General features: G+C 66.2%; 16 protein-coding genes and 1 pseudogene. 11 read left to right on the top strand and 6 right to left on the bottom strand.

All coding sequences use genetic code 11. The features are described 5' to 3' along the window. Nucleotides 1-19: 19 nt before the first annotated feature. Both WAO18_RS10130 and moaA read right to left on the bottom strand, forming a co-directional pair. Complete coding sequence (locus WAO18_RS10130) at nt 20-301, bottom strand: MoaD/ThiS family protein (protein WP_422206041.1); 282 nt, start codon at nt 299-301, stop codon at nt 20-22. Further along, a complete protein-coding gene (gene moaA, locus WAO18_RS10125) occupies nt 294-1,364 on the bottom strand; it encodes a GTP 3',8-cyclase MoaA (protein ID WP_422206039.1) in 1,071 nt (356 codons plus the stop codon). Before moaA ends, WAO18_RS10130 begins: the two co-directional genes overlap by 8 nt. Nucleotides 1,365-1,505: 141 nt before the next feature. Between moaA and WAO18_RS10120 the strand changes: the two genes are divergently transcribed. The 4 genes from WAO18_RS10120 to WAO18_RS10105 all read left to right on the top strand — a co-directional run bounded on the left by WAO18_RS10120 (nt 1,506) and on the right by WAO18_RS10105 (nt 4,342). Continuing rightward, complete coding sequence (locus tag WAO18_RS10120; RefSeq protein WP_422206037.1) at nt 1,506-1,928, top strand: TOBE domain-containing protein; 423 nt, start codon at nt 1,506-1,508, stop codon at nt 1,926-1,928. A 111-nt stretch (nt 1,929-2,039) separates the two neighbouring features. Next, the gene (locus WAO18_RS10115; RefSeq protein ID WP_422206154.1) at nt 2,040-2,516 is read left to right on the top strand and encodes an oxidoreductase; all 477 of its coding nucleotides are present in this window, start codon (nt 2,040-2,042) and stop codon (nt 2,514-2,516) included. A gap of 13 nt (nt 2,517-2,529) precedes the next feature. Then, a complete protein-coding gene (locus WAO18_RS10110; RefSeq protein ID WP_422206035.1) occupies nt 2,530-4,020 on the top strand; it encodes a molybdopterin-dependent oxidoreductase in 1,491 nt (496 codons plus the stop codon). Between the two features lies 1 nt (nt 4,021). Further along, entirely contained in the window at nt 4,022-4,342 is a 321-nt protein-coding gene (locus tag WAO18_RS10105) for a hypothetical protein (protein ID WP_422206033.1), read from the top strand. Here the strand turns inward: WAO18_RS10105 and WAO18_RS10100 are convergent. Together WAO18_RS10100 and WAO18_RS10095 are read right to left on the bottom strand one after the other, a co-directional pair. Continuing rightward, complete coding sequence (locus tag WAO18_RS10100; protein WP_422206031.1) at nt 4,278-4,655, bottom strand: hypothetical protein; 378 nt, start codon at nt 4,653-4,655, stop codon at nt 4,278-4,280. The two genes, WAO18_RS10105 and WAO18_RS10100, sit on opposite strands and share 65 nt — an antisense overlap. A gap of 31 nt (nt 4,656-4,686) precedes the next feature. Further along, on the bottom strand, nt 4,687-5,739 hold the full coding sequence (locus WAO18_RS10095; RefSeq protein WP_422206029.1) for a hypothetical protein: 1,053 nt from the start codon (nt 5,737-5,739) through the stop codon (nt 4,687-4,689). Nucleotides 5,740-5,799: 60 nt separating this feature from the next. On the opposite strand from WAO18_RS10095, the gene WAO18_RS10090 reads away from it, so the two are divergent. The 5 genes and pseudogenes from WAO18_RS10090 to nirD all read left to right on the top strand — a co-directional run. Continuing rightward, nucleotides 5,800-6,186 carry a pyridoxamine 5'-phosphate oxidase family protein gene (locus WAO18_RS10090; protein WP_422206027.1) on the top strand — a complete coding sequence of 129 codons (387 nt, stop codon included), beginning with the start codon at nt 5,800-5,802 and terminating at the stop codon, nt 6,184-6,186. A gap of 164 nt (nt 6,187-6,350) precedes the next feature. Continuing rightward, nucleotides 6,351-10,373 (top strand): molybdopterin-dependent oxidoreductase, encoded by a 4,023-nt coding sequence (locus tag WAO18_RS10085; protein ID WP_422206025.1) that lies wholly within the window; start codon nt 6,351-6,353, stop codon nt 10,371-10,373. Further along, nucleotides 10,370-12,130, top strand: coding sequence for an NTP transferase domain-containing protein (locus WAO18_RS10080; protein WP_422206024.1), 1,761 nt, complete (start codon nt 10,370-10,372; stop codon nt 12,128-12,130). Before WAO18_RS10085 ends, WAO18_RS10080 begins: the two co-directional genes overlap by 4 nt. A 159-nt stretch (nt 12,131-12,289) precedes the next feature. After that, on the top strand, nt 12,290-14,788 hold the full coding sequence (nirB, locus tag WAO18_RS10075) for a nitrite reductase large subunit NirB (RefSeq protein ID WP_422206153.1): 2,499 nt from the start codon (nt 12,290-12,292) through the stop codon (nt 14,786-14,788). Nucleotide 14,789: 1 nt separating this feature from the next. Then, nucleotides 14,790-15,173 (top strand): annotated as a pseudogene (gene nirD, locus WAO18_RS10070) (nitrite reductase small subunit NirD); the annotation flags it as partial. Nucleotides 15,174-15,200: 27 nt separating this feature from the next. Here nirD and WAO18_RS10065 read toward each other — a convergent pair. Together WAO18_RS10065 and WAO18_RS10060 are read right to left on the bottom strand one after the other, a co-directional pair. Then, nucleotides 15,201-15,911 (bottom strand): sirohydrochlorin chelatase, encoded by a 711-nt coding sequence (locus WAO18_RS10065; RefSeq protein WP_422206022.1) that lies wholly within the window; start codon nt 15,909-15,911, stop codon nt 15,201-15,203. Then, on the bottom strand, nt 15,908-17,056 hold the full coding sequence (locus tag WAO18_RS10060) for a uroporphyrinogen-III synthase (protein ID WP_422206020.1): 1,149 nt from the start codon (nt 17,054-17,056) through the stop codon (nt 15,908-15,910). Before WAO18_RS10060 ends, WAO18_RS10065 begins: the two co-directional genes overlap by 4 nt. Nucleotides 17,057-17,424: 368 nt before the next feature. Here WAO18_RS10060 and WAO18_RS10055 point away from each other — a divergent pair, with 368 nt between their 5' ends. Continuing rightward, complete coding sequence (locus WAO18_RS10055; protein ID WP_422206018.1) at nt 17,425-17,850, top strand: group I truncated hemoglobin; 426 nt, start codon at nt 17,425-17,427, stop codon at nt 17,848-17,850. 142 nt (nt 17,851-17,992) lie between these two features. Next, nucleotides 17,993-18,393: DUF732 domain-containing protein (locus tag WAO18_RS10050; protein ID WP_422206016.1), on the top strand; the 401-nt coding region annotated here is incomplete at its 3' end.

Genomic DNA, 18,393 nt, shown 5'->3' with positions numbered 1-18,393 from the left:
CGGTTCGCGAATTACCGGGCTATCCCCCGGCGAACGGTGGCAACACGTCGATGGTGTTGCCCGACCGCAGCGGCTGAGCCTGGTCGTGCACTGCCACCCCGTCGCAGAGAAACGAGCACCGCAGCAGGACGCGCGCCAACTGCGGGCCGCGTCGGCTCAGTTCGCCGACAAACTCCCCGACCGTGATGCCGTCACGCACGGTCAGCTGCTCGAAATCGAAGCCCGCGGCGGCGCCGGCGGCCGCGAAATACCGCACATCGACGTCGATCAGCCGGCCCGTTTCGGCAGTCACCTCAGCCACCGATCGCGCTCATCGACCGCTTCGGCTGCACGAAGTCCGGCGCGTTGATACCGTGGCCTGCGGGTTTCTCCCACATCGCGGCTCGCCATGCAGCCTCGATTCCGGCGTCGTCAACGCCGTCGCGCAGCAAGGCCCGCAGGTCGGTCTCCTGGGTGGCGAACAGGCAACTTCGCAGCTGTCCATCGGCGGTCAGCCGGGTGCGATTGCACGTCGCGCAAAACGGTTGCGACACCGTGGCGACGATCCCGACTTTGCCGGTGCGACCTGTCACAGGATCGGTGATCTGCCATAACGCGGCCGGCATCGCACCCCGCGGAGTCTCATCGGGGTTCAACCGAAATCCGTGCCGCCGCAGCTCGGCCAGCACCTGATCCGCGGTCACCATGGTCTGACGTTGCCATTCGTGTCCGGCGTCGAGCGGCATCTGCTCGATAACGCGTAGCTGGTAGTCGTGCTCGAGGCAGAACCGCACCAACGGCACCGCGTCGTCCAGGCCGTTCACCGGGTCCAGCACCGCATTCACCTTCACCGGCCGCAATCCCGCTGCCGACGCGGCAGCCAAGCCGGCCAAGACGTCGGCCAGCCGATCGCGGCGGGTGATAGCCGCGAAATTCGCAAAGTTCACGCTGTCCAGCGACACGTTCACCCGGTCCAAACCGGCGCGCGCCAGCGCCGGGGCACGTTTCGCCAACAAAACGCCGTTGGTTGTCAGCGCGAGCTCCGGGCGGGGCAGAAGGGCCGCCGCCGCGGTGACAATGCGCTCAAGATGCTTGTCCAGCAACGGTTCTCCGCCAGTGAACCGGACTTTGGTCACACCCAGTCGGGTCACCGCGATTCGCACCAACCGAACAAACTCATCGGGCTGGAGCAGTTGACCCGCGCCCAGCCAAGGCAAACCGGCGGCGGGCATGCAGTAGGTACACCGCAGATTACAGCGATCGGTCAGCGACACCCGCAGGTCGGTTGCCGACCGCCCGTAGCTGTCAATCAGCGGACCAGCCGATGGAGCGGACCCGTCGAGCTCACGGGGCGCCAACGGGATACCGAGCGTCGTGATCGTCACGGTGCCGCCCGGAGCATCGTCGCCCGCTCATGCGGGTATTGCGAGAGCATCACTAGCCATTATTGCCCGATTAGCGCCGCACCGCTCGGCACGTTCTCGCACGCTGCTGCGCATCGAACCCGCCACAGATAGCATTTTCTCGTGTCATCGATGCGGATCCGTCAGGCGGCCGAGTTGCTCGGAGTCAGCGACGATACCGTCCGGCGATGGATCGACAACGGTACCTTGCCGGCCAGCCAGGATCAGGCCGGTCGCAAGGTGATAGCCGGTGATGTACTGGCCGAATTCTGGCGCGCCAATGCCCCGTCGCCGCCGCCGAACCCACTTGGAATCAACAGCTCGGCGCGCAATCGCTTCGTCGGATTGGTCACCGATGTGCTCAGCGACAAGGTGATGACCCGCGTCGAAATGCAGTGTGGGCCACACACAGTCGTGTCGTTGATGAGTACCGAGGCGGCCCGCGAGCTCAAGCTCGAGCCCGGCAGTCTGGCCGTCGCCATTGTCAAAGCCACCACTGTGATCGTGGAGACCCCGCGGGCGCGGGAGGAGCCGTCCGCGCACTGAGCCATTGACGCTTGGGCCTTTTCAGCGATTTGTACGCGTTTTGGCAGGCACCCCCCTGACCTGACCGGTTTGTGTAGAAGCGCCGCGGGGTAGGTTGCAGCCGTGGGTGTGATGACCCAGCGGTTGAAGCACGGCCAGTTGTATGAATGGCTTCGCCTCAAGGGCTACGTCGCGTTCAACGTGCCCCGAACGGTTACGGCGCTCGGAGCGGGTCTGTTGCTGGGAATTGCCGCCGTGCATGTCTACGTGTTGACCAGCCGGCCGGCATTGCCGGCGTACTTCGTCGGCTACACCGCCACGGTGCTCGCCTGCTGCCTGTTGGCCGCCGCGGGCCTCTGGCTTGACCGAATTCCCCGGATACCGTCCTCGGCATGGCTGCTCGGCGACGGGATTGCGGTCGCCTTCATCGGTCTGTACCTGGTCACCAGGGTGACGCCACTACCCGGGCTGCTTGCGGTGACCGGCCGCTGGGATTTCGCGCCGGGCACGCTGGCGGGTGTGTTGGCATTGGGCTTCGTCACCGTCCACATGTCAGTGTTGTTGGGAATCAACGTGGCCTATCCGCAACGTCAACAGTGGTCCGACTGACGGGAGCCCTGCCGTGACAACACTCGACTATCCGGTGTGGCTGCGAGTGGACCACTGGCTCAACGTGCTGTTCGTGACGCTGGTAATCCGCAGCGGCATCGAGATTCTCGCGACCCATCCGAAGCTGTACTGGAATGACGACAGCAAGCCCGGAACCGAGTGGGCGCGGTTCACCCGCAAGGTCATGCCTAAGAACAAGCTCTACGACACCCTCGACGAGGAGGAGGACTACAGCCCGTTCATCTCGTTGCCCGGCCGCGCCCAACTGGGCATCGGCCGGCACTGGCATTTCTTCGCGGTGATCGGCTGGATCCTGATCGGCCTGTCGTACTACATCTTGCTGTTCGCTACCGGGCAGTGGCACCGCTACTGGCCCGCGTCGTGGTCGATCTTCCCCGAGGCCTGGAATGACATCGTCACCTACATGACGTTCAATCTGCCGCCGCTGCTGCCGGGCGAGCCGCTGGACGCCATGCAGAAACTGACGTATGCAGGTGTCGTCTTTGTGCTGGCGCCGTTCCAGATCCTCACCGGCGCAGCCCAATCCCCAGCCGTCGAAGCCCGGTTCCCGTGGTACGTGCAGATGCTGGGCGGGCGACAATGGGCGCGCAGTCTGCATTTCCTGGGCCTTGTCGCCTTCGTGGGTTTCATCGCCATCCACCTCTCGATGGTGTTCTTCTGGGGCTGGGGCCGTCTCACGGCTTCGATGATCTTCGGCTCGGTTCACAACACCTACTGGTCAACAGCGTTGTCGTTGTTGATCATCGCGACGATCATCGGCATTCACGTCGCGGCGACGATCTGGAGCCTGCGCAACCCGCGTTCAGTTCAGCGGGTCATCGACCGCGTCGTGGCGATCGTTCGGCGGCCGCTGCTCCGGCCGTTGAACTCACGGCAGAACTATTCGGCCAAGCGGCTCACCACACAGCACCGGGTCAACGGCAAGCCCCCATGCTCGGACGAGTACAAGGTGATGGCGGTGCACAACTTCGTCGACTGGCGGCTTCGGGTAGGCGGATTGGTCGAGAATCCGGTGACGCTGGATTTGGCGGCGCTTCGCGCGCTCGCGCAACCGGAGATGCAGCGGGTGATGCACAACTGCGTCCAGGGTTGGACAAGCATCGGCGAATGGAGCGGCGTGCACCTGAGCATGCTGGTCGAGCTGGTGCGGCCGCTCCCGGAGGCGAAATACATCTGCTCGATGACGATGCAGGACAATGACCGCGACGAGCCCAGTTCGCATGGCGGAGGCCAGTTCTACGAAGTGATGGACCTCGAACTCGCCTACAAGCCGCAGACCATTCTGGCATATGAGATGAACGGCAAACCGTTGCCGATCAAGCACGGCGCACCGGTGCGGTTGCGAGTGGAGACCCAGGTCGGATTCAAGATGGCCAAATGGATCAACCAGATCGAGTTCGTCAACGACTACTCCGGGATCGGCAAGGGTGCGGGCGGCTGGCGCGAAGACAACGTCTACTACGCCAAAAATGTGGAGATCTAGCATGGCTGACCAAGCGATGGTGCGCCCCGAGCTGATCAGCCTGGTCCCCCTCGACCGGGACCGCGTCCTGGAACAGGTTGCGGCTAAAGGTGGACACTGCCAGAGCTGCGGCCAAACCGATTTCGAGGTCGGCCACGCGCTGTATCTCGGTTTTCTCTTCCTGGATGAAGACGACGATGCCTACCTGGTGGCGTTGACGTGCCGTGGCTCGGCGTGTGGGCAGCGCACTGCAATCAGGCTGTGCGAGAAGGATTTTCTCAGTTGCGGCGAAACAGAAGCCCGCGCCGCCACGTGGCTGGCCTCGACTCCCCCCAGCGCTTAGCCGCGGCGGGTGGCGCAGCGCTGAAAACCGGCTGGGCTAGGCCGAAGCGATCAATCAGGCCGGCCATGCCCCGCAGCTCGTCGCACAGGGCCTGGAACCGACGTTCGTCGGTCTCGTCGAGGAGTCCGCGCGAACTGTAGTGCAGCAACCGCGGCAACCGGCCGGCTAGAGCGGTACCCCATCTGATGCTGAAGTCGTATTTCTGGCTGTCGCTTACTTCGTCTAGTAGACCAAGTTGTTTGAGCGCCTCGATCTGTTCGGTGAGCCATTCGACGTCGTCGTCGATAGTGACCGGTGTGGACTTGTCTTCCATATCGGCAGGCCACCGTCCTTCAGTTGTCCGGTCACAGATGCGGTTTGGCGACACTGACCACCAACGGTGTTCCCGCGAAGGTCAGGTACACCCGGTGCGGCCCGAGCGCCATCCCCGACAACCGAGCCGATCGTTGCGATTCTGGAAGAGCCGCACGGTAATTGGTCATCCGCAACACTGGGATCGAGCCTAGCGGGTAACCGGTGAAACTGGCTGTTTCCAGCGTTGCCACCTCCTGGTCGGTGGCAGCGTAGACCCGGGTGTCGTCGGTACCGATCCAGCGGATCGGTGAGGGCAGTTGGGTCGCGGCCAGTACCTGCAACCCTTCCCCGCCCGGCCGCGAGTCGACGGCATACAACACGTCGCTGTCCGGTCGTGTCACGAAGATTCGCGTCACCGCGGTTCCATCCGCGGCTGACGAAGCGACGTCGATGGGCAACGCCCCCTGCTCGCCTGGTGGCGACGAAGGTCCTTTGTAATAACGAATTCCGGATGATCCGTACACGTGGTACTCGATCTCGCGCCCACGGTTAGCGCCGTCGATGGTGTCCGAGCGCCCGCCGTTTATCGTTGCCGTCGGCAGTTCCCGGTAGCCGTATTCGTCTACCGGGGTCACCGACGAGCCGTCGGCTGACAGCGCGAGCAACATCCGCAATCCGCTGTCTTCGGACAGGTACGCCGGACTCGGCCCGGCGTCGAAGTCGGCACTTTGGTCCAGCGAGGCGAGATCGACCACCGCGACCTTGCCGCGTCGCGGCTCGGGGACGAAGACGTGCCGATCGTCTTTCCGGCTGATCTGCAGGTTGCGCCCGGCCGCCATCGCTTGCGACAGCCGCGTGACGGCGTGGCCCGGGTGAGCCGGATCGGCGATTTCGGCCAGTCGGCCGTCGGCGGTTAGCGCGACGAGCGTGTGGCGGCGGTACGACCACAACGGGGCATTCAGCGCGACATCTACCGACGTCACAGTGACCTCTGGCGCGCTCTCCACGGATGTTCCAGGGGCCGAGCAACCCGCAACGACGATTGCACTGGCGGCCAATGAAACCTGCCAGCGATCAAGCCAGCGAACCACGATGTTGATCATCTCTCGTTGCCGGACTTTAGTACCCCGAATGACCGCACGGCTAACCCCTACGCTGTGCGAATGGGCAGCAAGTCCGCGAGGAGAATCGACTTCGACCGCTTGGCCGACGCATTGGGCGACTATCGATTCGCTTACCTCGTCACCGTTGACGACGACTACCTGGTGCACACCGTTACCGTCGAACCCGAATTGCGCGAGCAGGTGCTGCACGTCGGGCGGATCGGCGGCCGAACCCGCGAGAACGTCGAAAGCCACCGTGCCGTCACGCTGTTGTGGCCTCCGAGCGAACCGGGCGGTTACTCGCTGATCGTCGATGGCCGAGCTGAGACCCTCGGGGCGCCCGAGGCGCCCGGGCTTCGGGTGATACCGACTCGTGCGCTACTGCATCGCAATGCTGACCCTGACGACCCCGGCCTGCACGACTGTGTGATGTTGCACCGGCCGTAATCTGCATCACGTCTCTGAACTGGGATTTTGCCACCTCACCGCGGTACTCAGCGCACTGCTAGGTCAAGTTGATCCGGGCGTAACCGCAATGACGGGTGCCGAAACACACCCGCGACACCATGGGGTTCTGTTGCCGCGACCGCGGCGAAGGGCGAGAAGGTGGTATGACGACGGTCGCCACGGTGTGTGGGTACTGCGGTGTGGGTTGCGGCATGGACCTGCATGTGGCCGACGGCGTGGTGACCAAGGCGACCGGGCGCGCCGACCATCCCGCCAACCGCGGGCGATTGTGCACCAAAGGCAACACCACAGCCGACATGCTGCGTGCCGGCGGACGCCTGGATAATGCCCTTCGCCGGCGACAGCGCGGCGTCGAGGCCGAGCCGATCGCGGTGGAAACCGCGATCGCAGAGGTGGCCGCCCGGCTGTCGGCGATCCGCGACGAACACGGACCGGACGCCATCGCCCTGTACGTGTCGGGTCAAATGACCACCGAAGCACAGTATCTGGCCAACAAACTGGCCAAGGGGTATCTGCGGACGCAGTGGATCGAGTCCAACTCGCGGCTGTGCATGGCCAGCGCCGGGACGGGCTACAAGCAGTCGCTCGGCGCCGACGGTCCGCCCGGCAGCTATGACGACCTGGACACCGCAGACTTGTTTCTGGTGCTGGGCGCCAACATGGCCGACTGCCATCCGATCCTTTACCTGCGGATGATGGACCGCGTCCGGGACGGCGCCAAACTGGTGGTCGTCGACCCCCGCCGGACGGCCACTGCCGCCAAAGCCGACCTGCACCTCCCGATCCGCCCGGGCACCGACCTGGCCCTGCTCAACGGTCTGCTGCGGCTGGTGCGCGACGCCGATGGTGTGGACACCGACTTCGTCGCCGCCTACACCGAGGGCTGGGAGCCGCTGGATGCCCTGCTCGACGAATATCCGGCCGACCTCGTCGCCGACATCACCGGCCTGAGTGAGGCGGATCTGCGGACCGTGGCGGAGCTGATCTGCGGGACGAGGAACTGGGTGAGCCTGTGGACCATGGGCCTCAACCAGTCCACCCACGGAACTTGGAACACCAACGCCTTGTGCAATTTGCACCTGGCCACCGGCGCGATATGCCGACCCGGTGCGGGCCCGTTCTCGCTGACCGGCCAGCCGAACGCGATGGGCGGCCGGGAAATGGGATACATGGGTCCAGGCCTGCCCGGACAGCGGTCGGCACTGGATCCCGACGACCGCGCGTTCGTCGAGGCCCGATGGGAACTGGAATCCGGCACGATTCGCGCCGAGGGTGGAACCGGCACAGTCGACATGTACCGGCGGATGGCCGACGGCGAGATCCGGGCAGCGTGGATCATCTGCACCAACCCCGTTGCCTCCGTTTCGAATCGAGCCTCGGTAATCGCCGGTCTACAGCGTGCCGAGCTGGTGGTGGTCCAGGAGGCGTTCGCCGGCGCGGAGACCTCCGAATACGCCGACGTGGTGTTGCCCGCGGCGCTGTGGGCCGAGGCCGACGGTGTGATGGTCAACAGCGAACGCACCCTCACGCATTGCGGGGCCGCGATGGACCCGCCCGGCGAGGCCGCCCCGGACTGGCAGCTGATCTGCCGGGTCGCGACCGCGATGGGCTACCCTGGTTTCGACTTCGATTCGGCTGCAGCTGTTTTCGACGAGCTGGCCACTTTCCACAATCCGTGCACCGGTTGGGATCTGCGCGGAGTGGATCACCAACGGCTGCGCCGCGGCCCGGTCCAGTGGCCCGCGCCGCCCGGTTGCGAGGACCGCAACCCGATCCGCTACCGAAACGACGGCGTCAGTCAAGATCTGCATACCGCCGACGACGGCACGATACCGGCGCTGGCCTTCCCGACGCCGAGCCGTCGCGCCCGGTTTCTGCCCCGGCCTTACCTCCCCGCGGCCGAACTGCCAGATGACGAGTTTCCGATGGTGTTCACCACCGGCAGGCTGGCGCACCAATGGCACACCATGACCAAAACCGGGCGTGTCGCCAAACTCAACAAACTCAATCCCGAACCGTTCCTGCAGCTGCATCCGGGAGACGCCGACCGGCTCGGTGTCAGCGACGGCGACCGCGTCGAAATCCGTTCCCGCCGTGGTCGTGCCGTGCTCGCGGCCGCTGTCGACGATGCGGTACGCCCTGGCGTGTGTTTCGCCCCGATGCACTGGGCCGACGCTTTCGCGCCCGACGTCGCCGTCAATGCGGTGACCAACGACGCGGTCGACGCCGACTCGCTGCAGCCGGAATTCAAAGTGTGCGCTGTCGCAGTCACCCCGATCGAATCCGGCAGTGTCGCAAATCAACTCACGTCTCAAAAGGCTCGAGCGCCGGTCGACGCACTCGCTGCGCTGCTGAGCACGCTCCCGTCGTCGGCGACGCTGAGCGCCGACGAACGGCTGTTCCTGTCTGGCCTGGTGAGCGGTATTCGCGCGAATCCGCCCAGCGACGAGGTGCCGCTGCTGCCCGCCGTGACGCCGCTCTCGCCGCGAAATCGGGTATGGATTGACGGCGTGCTGGCCGGAATCTTCTCCAGGTCCGCAATACCAACGGCGTCCACACCCGGGCATGTCGCCGGCCAGCCGTTAGCGACGGTGGTGTGGGCATCACAGACCGGTACGGCCGAGGAGTTCGCCGCGACCTGCGTCGAAAAACTCAACGGTGCAGGTGTTGCGGCGCGTTTGCGCGGGGCCGAAGAAGTCGCGGTGGCCGATCTGACTGGCACTCTGCTGTTCGCGGTGTCGACCACCGGCGACGGCGATCCCCCCGACAACGGGATCGCGCTATGGGACGCGCTGGCGGCCGCTGAGCCCGGCGACCTCGACAACCTCACATTCTCGGTTCTCGGATTCGGCGACTCGTCGTACGCCGATTTCTGCGGCTTTGCCCGCAAGCTCGATGCCCGGCTCGAACACCTGGGTGCCCACCGCATCGTTGACCGCGCGTTGTGTGAACCGGACTTCGAGGCGACCGCACAGTCCTGGACCGACCGCGTCATCTCAGTGTTGAGCGATGTCCGCTCGGGTGCGAAGGAGTCGAAGCCGGTAACAGCACAGTCGTATTCGCGCGCCAACCCACTTCGGACGACGATAACCAGCAACGTCTCGCTGTGCGGTGCGGGTTCTGACAAGGATGTACGCAGCATCGGATTTCGTTTGCCTGAGGGCACTCTGGAGTACAACGCCGGCGACGCACTCGGCGTGTGGCCGCACAACCACCCCGAGACCGTCTCCGAGTTTCTCGACCTCACCGGCCTGGACGGCTCCGTCGAGATCGGCGTGGGTGAAGAGACGATGCTACTTGCGGAGGCGCTCGCTCGACGGCTGGACATCACCCGAATCACGCCGGACCTATTGCGGTTCGTGCACGAACGGCATCCGGCCGAAGACTTGCGGGTCGCGATCGATGACTCCCCCCGCTTCGCCGAGTGGACCTGGGGACGCCAAACTCTGGATCTGCTGGGCGATTACCCCGTCCAGGCGGAACTCGACGAGTGGCTCAGTGTGCTGCGACCGTTGGCACCCCGGCTGTACTCGATCTCGTCGAGTCCGCTCGAAGACCCGACGCAGGTGCAGGTGACCCCGGGCGTTGTTCGCTTCGAGTCGTCGGCCGGTACGCTGCGACACGGCGTGTGCTCCGGTTACCTGGCAACCCTGGAGACCGGCGCCGAGGTGGATGTCTTCATCCAGCGCACCAAGCACTTTCGCCCGCCGCAGGATCCGGATGCGCGGACGATCATGATCGGCCCCGGAACCGGAATCGCGCCGTTCCGCGGATTTCTGCACGACCGGGCCGCACGCGGGCACACCGGCGACAACTGGCTGTTCTTCGGCGAACGCCACGAAGCCACCGAGTTCTACTACCGCGACGAGCTGGATACCTTCGCCCAGTCGGGCGTGCTGACCCGGATCGACACCGCGTTCTCTCGCGACGGCGCCACCAAGCTCTACGTCCAGGACCGCATGCAAGAGAATGCCACCGACCTGTGGAAATGGGTCGCCGACGGCGCCTACGTGTACGTGTGCGGGGACGCCGCGCGGATGGCCCGCGACGTCGAGGAGACCCTGCGCGGCATCATCGCTCAGCAGAGCGGTCGCAGTCCGAAAAGCGCGGCCACGTATCTGCAGGCGATGTCGGCCGAGCGGCGCTATGTGCGGGACGTCTATTGAGCACCGCCGCTCCGCATGCCGCAAGCCGCCCACCGGTTTCCGACGCCCGAGCCGCGCAGCGCCGACCCCTGCGCGCCATCGTGCTTGCCGGCGGGGCCTCGACGCGCCTCGGCGCGGACAAGCCGGAGCAGCGGGTCGGCGGACGGCGGCTGCTCGACATCGCGCTGGGAGCGGTGGCAGATGCCGACACCGTTGTCGTGGTGGGCCCACCGCGCGATGTGCCGTCCGCAGTAATCGTGGTGCGCGAAGACCCGCCAGGCCGCGGTCCCGTCGCCGCGCTCGCTGCGGGCTTTGCGGCGCTGCCCGGTGGGCCCGCCGATATCGTGGTGCTCGCGGCCGACCTGCCGTCCATCACACGGGATGCCGTGACGGCACTGGCCGCGGCCCGCCGCGACGCGCCGGTCGCCCTTGCCGTCGACGACAGCGGCCGCCTCCAATACCTTACTGCGGTATGGGATTCGGCGGCGTTGGCAGCCGCGCTCACCGCCTACCCGGCGCGAATGCGAGACCTACTGCCGGGCAACCGGGTAACCGCTCGGGTGGCCGACGTCTTCGACGTCGACACACCCGAGCAACTCGCCGCTGCCCGTGCCAAGGCCGACCGCACGCCCGACAGCGTCCGCGCGGCCGTATCCGCCGCAATCGGTCGGCTACCCGTCGTCGAGCGCAGGCTGGAGGACGCGATCGGCGCGGTGCTCGCCGAACCGCTCACGGCCGCAACACCGTTTCCCCCGTTCGATGCGTCGGCAATGGATGGCTGGGCCGTAGCCGGGCCCGGTCCGTGGATTCCGCGGGACGATGCCGTCGCCGCCGGAATGCACAGTGGCGCACTGGCCGACGGGCAGGCCCGTCGCATCGCCACCGGTGCCCGCCTGCCCGAGGGTGCGCAACGGGTGATCCGCGACGAGGAGGTCGACGCGACCGGCCAACTGGTGTACCCCTGCGCATCCGGCCCCGCGGACCGCGACGACACCCGTCGCCGCGGAAGCGAGTGGGAAACCGGCGCGGTGCTGGCATCGAGCGGTACCGGGGTCGACGAAGCCCTGGCATCGCTGGCCTGCTCGGCCGGAGTCGAGCGCCTGATGGTCCGTGGGCCGGTGCGGGCTGCAGTCCACAGTTCGGGCGATGAAATCGATTTCGGTGCAAAGGTTTACGATCCTGCACAGCCGGTACTGCCCGAGACCGCAGCCGGGCCGGTCACCGCCCGGTTACGCAAATTGGGTGCCGTCGTCCACACCGGTGCGCATCTGCCCGATGATCCGGACGCCCTGCAATTCGCTCTGACCGGTGAGGTTGACTTGGTCGTCATCATCGGCGCCACCGGTCGAGGGGTGGCCGACCATCTGCGCGGCGCGATCGCCCGGGCCGGCGGCTTTGTGGTCGCCGATGGGGTGGCCATGCGTCCCGGCGGGTCGGTTCTGGTCGCGACACTGCCCGGCAACGGCTCCGGTGCGCGGGTGCTGCTCGGCGTCGGCGGCAACCCGCTGGCGGCGATCGCCGGTGTGGCCCTGCTGGGTCCGGTTCTCATCGACGCACTCACCGCGGCCGAGCCCGCCGCCGCCGAGCTGATTTCGGTACACGGCGTGGCTCGCACCGATCGGTGGCGGGTGGTTCCCGTCGAACCTGACGGCAACGGCGCATGGGCGGCGCCGAAACACGCCGCGACATCACATCTCGCGGCCATGGTGGGGCGACGTGGCCTGGCCCTGATCCCGCCGGATTCGGCCGAGGGGGCGCTGGTCGAGCGGCTCGGATAGACCTCCTCACGCGCACACGTCATGCGGCGTGAGAAAGGCGTGACGGGGCGGCAACCCAGTGCGACGCGGTCGCAATACAGGACTTCTAGCGTCGACCTGCAGAACCGGGAAAGGAGCGCAGCAGTGCGTCAACGCACGGTGGCGGTTATCGGGCATGGCATGGTGGGGCACCGCTTCGTCGAAGCGCTGCGCGCCCGCGACACCGACGGCGAATGGCGGGTTGTCGTGTTCGGCGAGGAGCCCGATGCGGCCTACGACCGGGTCGGCTTGTCGTCCTACGTGGGCGCCTGGGACCGCTCGCTGCTGGCGCTCAGCGGAAACGACTATGCCGGCGACCATCTCGTCGAGCTTCGCCTCGGGAACGCGGTGACCGGCATCGACCGCAACGGCAAACGTCTCGTCGCCGCCGACGGATCGGCACTGGAATACGACGCACTGGTATTGGCCACCGGCTCTTACCCCTTCGTCCCGCCGGTGCCCGGCAAGGATTCGGCCGGCTGTCACGTGTACCGGACCTTGGACGACCTGGATGCGATCCGCGCCGACGCCGAGGTCGCACTGGCCGCCGACCCCGGGGCCGTCGGCATCGTCGTCGGTGGCGGGCTGCTCGGTCTGGAGGCAGCCAACGCGTTACGACTGCTCGGAATGCGGCCGCATGTGGTCGAATTCGCGCCGCGGCTGATGCCGCTGCAGGTCGACCAGGCCGGCGGCGAGCACCTGTTGCGTTCGGTGCGCGAGCTGGGCATCGGCGTCACCGTCGGCGCGGGTACTTCGGCCATCGAGCAGATCGCCGGCGAGGGCGCCAATCGGCTTCGCGTCACCCTGAGCAACGACGAGGTGATCGACGCCGCGCTGCTGGTCTTCTCGGCCGGAGTTCGGCCACGCGACGATCTGGCCCGGGCGGCCGGCCTCGGCACCGCCGAGCGCGGCGGCATTGTATGCGACTTAACCTGCACCACAAGCGAACCCGATATCTACGCCATCGGCGAGGTGGCGGCGATCGAAGGCCGCTGCTACGGCTTGGTCGGCCCCGGTTACACGACCGCCGAAGTGGTCGCCGACCGGCTACTCGGCGGCGACGCGGAGTTCCCCGGTGCCGATCTGTCCACCAAACTCAAGCTGCTCGGGGTCGACGTTGCCAGCTTCGGCGACGCGCTGGGCACCACGCCGGGCGCACTGGAGGTGGTGGTGTCCGACCCGATCGGTGGCACCTACGCCAAGCTGGTGCTCTCCGACGACGCGCAAACCCTGCTCGGCGGCATCCTGGTCGGCGACGCATCCAGCTACGGGGTGTTGCGGCCGCTGGTCGGATCGCAGCTGCCCGGCGACCCGGTGGCCCTGATCGCCCCGGCCGGCGCCGGCGACGTGCCCGCGATCGGCGTGGGTGCACTCCCCCACGACGCGCAGATCTGCTCATGCAACAACGTCGCCAAGTCGGCGTTGTGCGCGGCGATCGCCGAGGGTTCGGGCACCGTGGCCGACCTCAAAAACCTTACCTCTGCGGGCACGTCGTGCGGGTCGTGCGTACCGCTGCTGTCACAACTGCTCGCCGCCGAAGGTGTCGAGGTATCGAAAGCGTTGTGCGAGCACTTCTCTGCGTCCCGGACCGAGCTGTTCGAGATCGTGCAGGCCAGTGGCGTACGCACGTTCTCCAGCTTGATCGAGCGCTACGGCACGGGCACCGGCTGCGACATCTGCAAACCGGTGGTGGCGTCGATTCTTGCCTCCACCAGCTCCGAGCACATCCTCGACGGGGAGCAGGCGTCGCTGCAGGACACCAACGACCATTTCCTCGCCAACCTCCAACGCAATGGCACCTACTCGGTGGTTCCGCGGGTGCCCGGCGGCGACATCACGCCGGAGCAGTTGATCCTGATCGGTGAGATCGCACGCGATTTCGGGCTATACACCAAAATCACCGGCGGCCAACGGATCGACATGTTCGGCGCCACCGTCGACCAACTCCCGCAGATCTGGGTCAGACTCGTCGAGGGCGGCATGGAATCCGGGCACGCCTACGGCAAGGCGTTACGCACCGTCAAGAGTTGTGTCGGCACCGATTGGTGCCGCTATGGCCAGCAGGATTCCGTCCAGATGGCCATCGATCTGGAGCTGCGCTACCGCGGACTGCGAGCACCGCACAAGATCAAGATGGCCGTGTCGGGCTGCGCCCGCGAGTGTGCGGAGGCGCGCGGAAAAGATGTGGGCGTGATCGCCACCGAGGCAGGCTGGAACCTGTACGTCGGCGGCAACGGCGGCATGACACCCAAACACGCCCAGCTGCTCGCCTCCGACCTCGACAACGAAACCCTGGTGCGCTACGTCGATCGCTTCCTCATGTACTACATCCGCACCGCCAGCCGGTTGCAACGCACAGCGTCATGGCTTGACGAGCTCGACGGGGGGCTGGACCACCTGCGGGAAGTAATCATCGACGACTCCCTTGGTCTGGCAGCCGATTTCGAGGCGGCAATGGAGCGCCACGTGGACGGCTACATCTGCGAATGGAAAGCCGTTCTCGACGACCCGGACAAGCTTGCCCGGTTCGTGTCGTTCGTCAACGCGCCCGGCGCGCCCGACCCGACCGTCGAATTCGGCGAGAAGAACGGGCGCAAGGTGCCCGTCCTGCTCGGCACGCCTACCGTGAGGAACCACTGACATGGCAACGTCATTCGATCTCGGCCGCTGGCGTCACGACTGGACCGCCGCCTGCCCGGCCACGCGGCTTCAGCCGATGCGTGGCGTGGCGGTTCTCCTGCCCGACAGCGCGCAGGTCGCGCTTTTTGTGTTGGCCGACAACAGTATTCGCGCTGTCGGAAATATTGATCCGATCGGCCGGGCCGCCGTGTTGTCGCGTGGCATTGTCGGCGACCGCGCAGGTGTTCCCATCATCCAATCCCCGCTGAAGAAGCAAGCTTTCAGCCTGCTCGACGGCCGGTGCCTCGACGCCGAGGGAATCTCCATTCCGGTCTACGCAACCCGAGTCGGCGTGGACGGCACGGTGTGGGTCGCCAACTCCCCCGACATTCGCTTCGGCTACCGCCGCGCGGGTTTTCCGCCTGACCGGCAGCTACCCCGGCACGCACGCGAACCCCGGCAGCACCGCTTCCCGGCGGCGACGGCAGGCCAACCGGATCACCGCGGGATGCAAACCGAGCGGCGCGCTCACCACGTCGGCGCCGGCCAAATGTAGACGACTCTGAAACAATCCGTCCGCCAACAGATATGACGCCAACGCGACCCGACGGGCGCCAGACCGACGGGCCCTCACCACGACATCAGCCACGGAAGGATAGCCCGACCCGTCGCGACACGGCGCGGCGAACGCGGTGGACACCCGGTGGCCAACCAGCGCAGACAACGACGCGGCGGTGAACCGCAGCTCGCCGCGTGCCCGTGGGTCGCGGGTGCCGGCCGCCACGAGCACCACGTGATCATCGCGATCCCAGCCCGCGGCGGTCAACCTGCACAACATCGCACGGGCCAACTCCGGCGACGGTCCGAGCGGGCGGGTGACGGTAACGCGTTGGTGCCCGGATTCGGCAACGTATTGCGGGACGTCGACGCGGACGTGGTATCCACTGGACAGCAGCGCAGGCACCAGGACCGTCGGCTCATCGTGCAAAGTGTTTAACACCTCGGCCGGTGTCGGACCCAGGACATCGACGAATCCGACCCGCACCTGCTCGCTCAGAACTGCGGCCACAGCCGTCGCCAGGTCGCTGATCATGTTGATACCCAATGGATTCCGAGTCCCATGGGCCACCAGCACAGTGGTCATCGAGGCACCGCGGTGTCGTCAGGCATGAAGTCCAGCGCCAGCCGATAGCCACGTTTGACTGCGGTGGCGATGAGCTCTTTGACCCCGATCGCCGACCGCAGCCGCGCGACCGCGGCCTCGACCACGTGTGGGTCGTCACCGCCGAGCGCTTCGAGCAGTACATCGCGCGACACCACCGCGCCGGGAGCGGATGCTAGCAGCTTGAGCAGAACCAGCGAGTTGGGTGACAGGTCGCGCACCACGCCGTCGACGACGGCACAGGTAGCGCGCACGCCCAAGGTGTGTCCGGCGACCGCCAGATCCGGCTGTCGGCGCGGCAACTCGTCGGCGACGGCACGTGCCAACGCGCCGAGCCGCATCCGTTCGGGCTGTACGGAGGACACCCCGGCGTTGTGCAACGGACGGGCGGTCACCGGCCCCACGCAGAACACAGTCACCGTCGTATTCATTGCCCGCCGCACGGCCTCGGTGAGCCGCAAGTCGTCGGCCCGCATCAAGAACGATGCCGCCGCGGGCGCGGATGTGAACGTGATCGCGTCCACACCGCCGAGCGCGACCTTCTCAATCAGGCCGTCCAACGCGCCGAGGTGTTTCGGCGGCTCCCACCGATACACCGGCACGCCCACGACGGTCGCGCCGCGTTCGACGAGCGTGTCGATGAACCCCGGTACCGGGTCCCAATCCTCGGTAGCGCCGTGCAGCTGCACCGCGACTCGTTTGCCCCGGAGGTCATCGACGGTCAGGTGGGCGAGTACTTCCTCAGAGGACTCCGATACCGGCGACCACTCTTCACGCAAACCGGCCGCCCGCAGAGCGCCGGTGGCTTTCGGTCCCCGCGAGATCACCCTGGCCTTGCCCAGAGCCGCCAGCAGCGCCTCGGCCATCCCCCAACCCTCGGCCGCCTCAACCCAGCCGCGAAACCCGATCCCGGTCGTTGCGATCAGGACGTCCGGCGGCGCATCAATCACGTCATCGGTGGCGGTGCGCAGTCGCGCGTCGTCGGCGAGGGGAACCATGTTCATGGCCGCAGCCGTCACGACGTCTGCTCCGCGACGGCGCAGCATCGTCGTGAACTCATCCACCCGCCTCGAGGCAGTGATGGCCACTGTGAACCCCGTCAGCGACGCGGCATCCGGCTCAGTCATGCCGTTGCTTCATCCGATCGCTTCGCCACTTCCCCTGCCTAATCCACTGTGTTGTCTGGAAAAACATATGAGCGTGATGTTGCTCCCCCGATGCCCGCGATGTCGCTGCGATGAATTCGCCCTCACACCGGGCCGCAGCGCAACGTGAGTTAGGCGAAGTACCAGGTGGCGCCGTGTCTGACCGCGTAGTTCCAGCCTCGCTGACGGAATTGTTACGTGCAAATCGTGGAGGTGTTGGATTGCTCACCGAGCGTGCCGCGCTGCTGCGAAGTCCCGGTTATTCCTGGCAATTGACTGGTTACTGGCGGTAATCGCCCGGTGATGGCGGCCTAACGGTCGGGCAACGGCCCGATGATGTGCTTCTGCTCATGCGAATGCTTTCACTATTACGCCGGCGCAAGGCCGCGGCGCCGGCCGGGACGGGCAGCATCTATGACGCGATCGGCGGTTACGAGGCAATCGAAATCGTCGTCGAAGACTTCTACACCCGAGTGCTTGCCGACGACCAGCTGTCCGGCTTTTTCGCCGGATCGAATATGAACCGGTTGAAGGGCAGACAGGTCGAATTCTTCGCTGCCGCCCTCGGGGGGCCGGAACCCTACACCGGGGCACCGATGAAGCGGGTCCACCAGGGCCGCGGCATCATGATGTCCCACTTCGCCTTGGTGGCTGGGCATTTGGCAGCTTCGCTATCGGCCGCGGGGGTGCCTCCGGCGACGATCGACGAGATCATCGGCGCCGTCTCCCCACTGGCCGCGGATATCGCGTCGGACCACGCCACCGCCGGCATTTGACCGACGCCGTGGAGGCGATGCGTTAACCCGTACCGGCCGGGACAAACATCGAAATCCGCAATCTGCCGGATCGCCCTGCGCGGCCTAAACTCAAGCGGAAAGCCCCGCCATGCAATGGCCGTAGTAGATCGGAAACCTGGCCATGTTTTCCGGCATCACCCGCGCCACCATTGCCACCATCGGTGTACTCGGCGCCGCGACAATTCTGCCCGGCGGAACCTCAGCGGCCGATCCAAGCCAGGACCAGAGATTCTTCGAATTGCTTGGTGAGAAAGACATTCCGCCTGTCGACAATGCAAACAGCCTCATCACTACCGCACATAAAGCATGTGCCAAACTCGACGACGGCATGCCGGTGGCCGACTTGGTGGACCTGATCAGGAACAACGGCTACAACGAGAACCCGCTGACGCGCCTGAGCCCCCCTGACCGCATCACCAGGACCATCAACCAGTTCATCAACGCGTCGGTGGAGGCCTACTGCCCCTACGACCGCGGCAAAATTGCCTCCATCGCGGGTTACATCGCGACGCAACCCGGCGC

Source organism: Mycobacterium sp. (assembly GCF_049278535.1).
Lineage (GTDB): Bacteria > Actinomycetota > Actinomycetes > Mycobacteriales > Mycobacteriaceae > Mycobacterium.
Note: the sequence above shows the minus strand (reverse complement) of the source record. Positions and strands in the feature narration are given on the sequence as shown.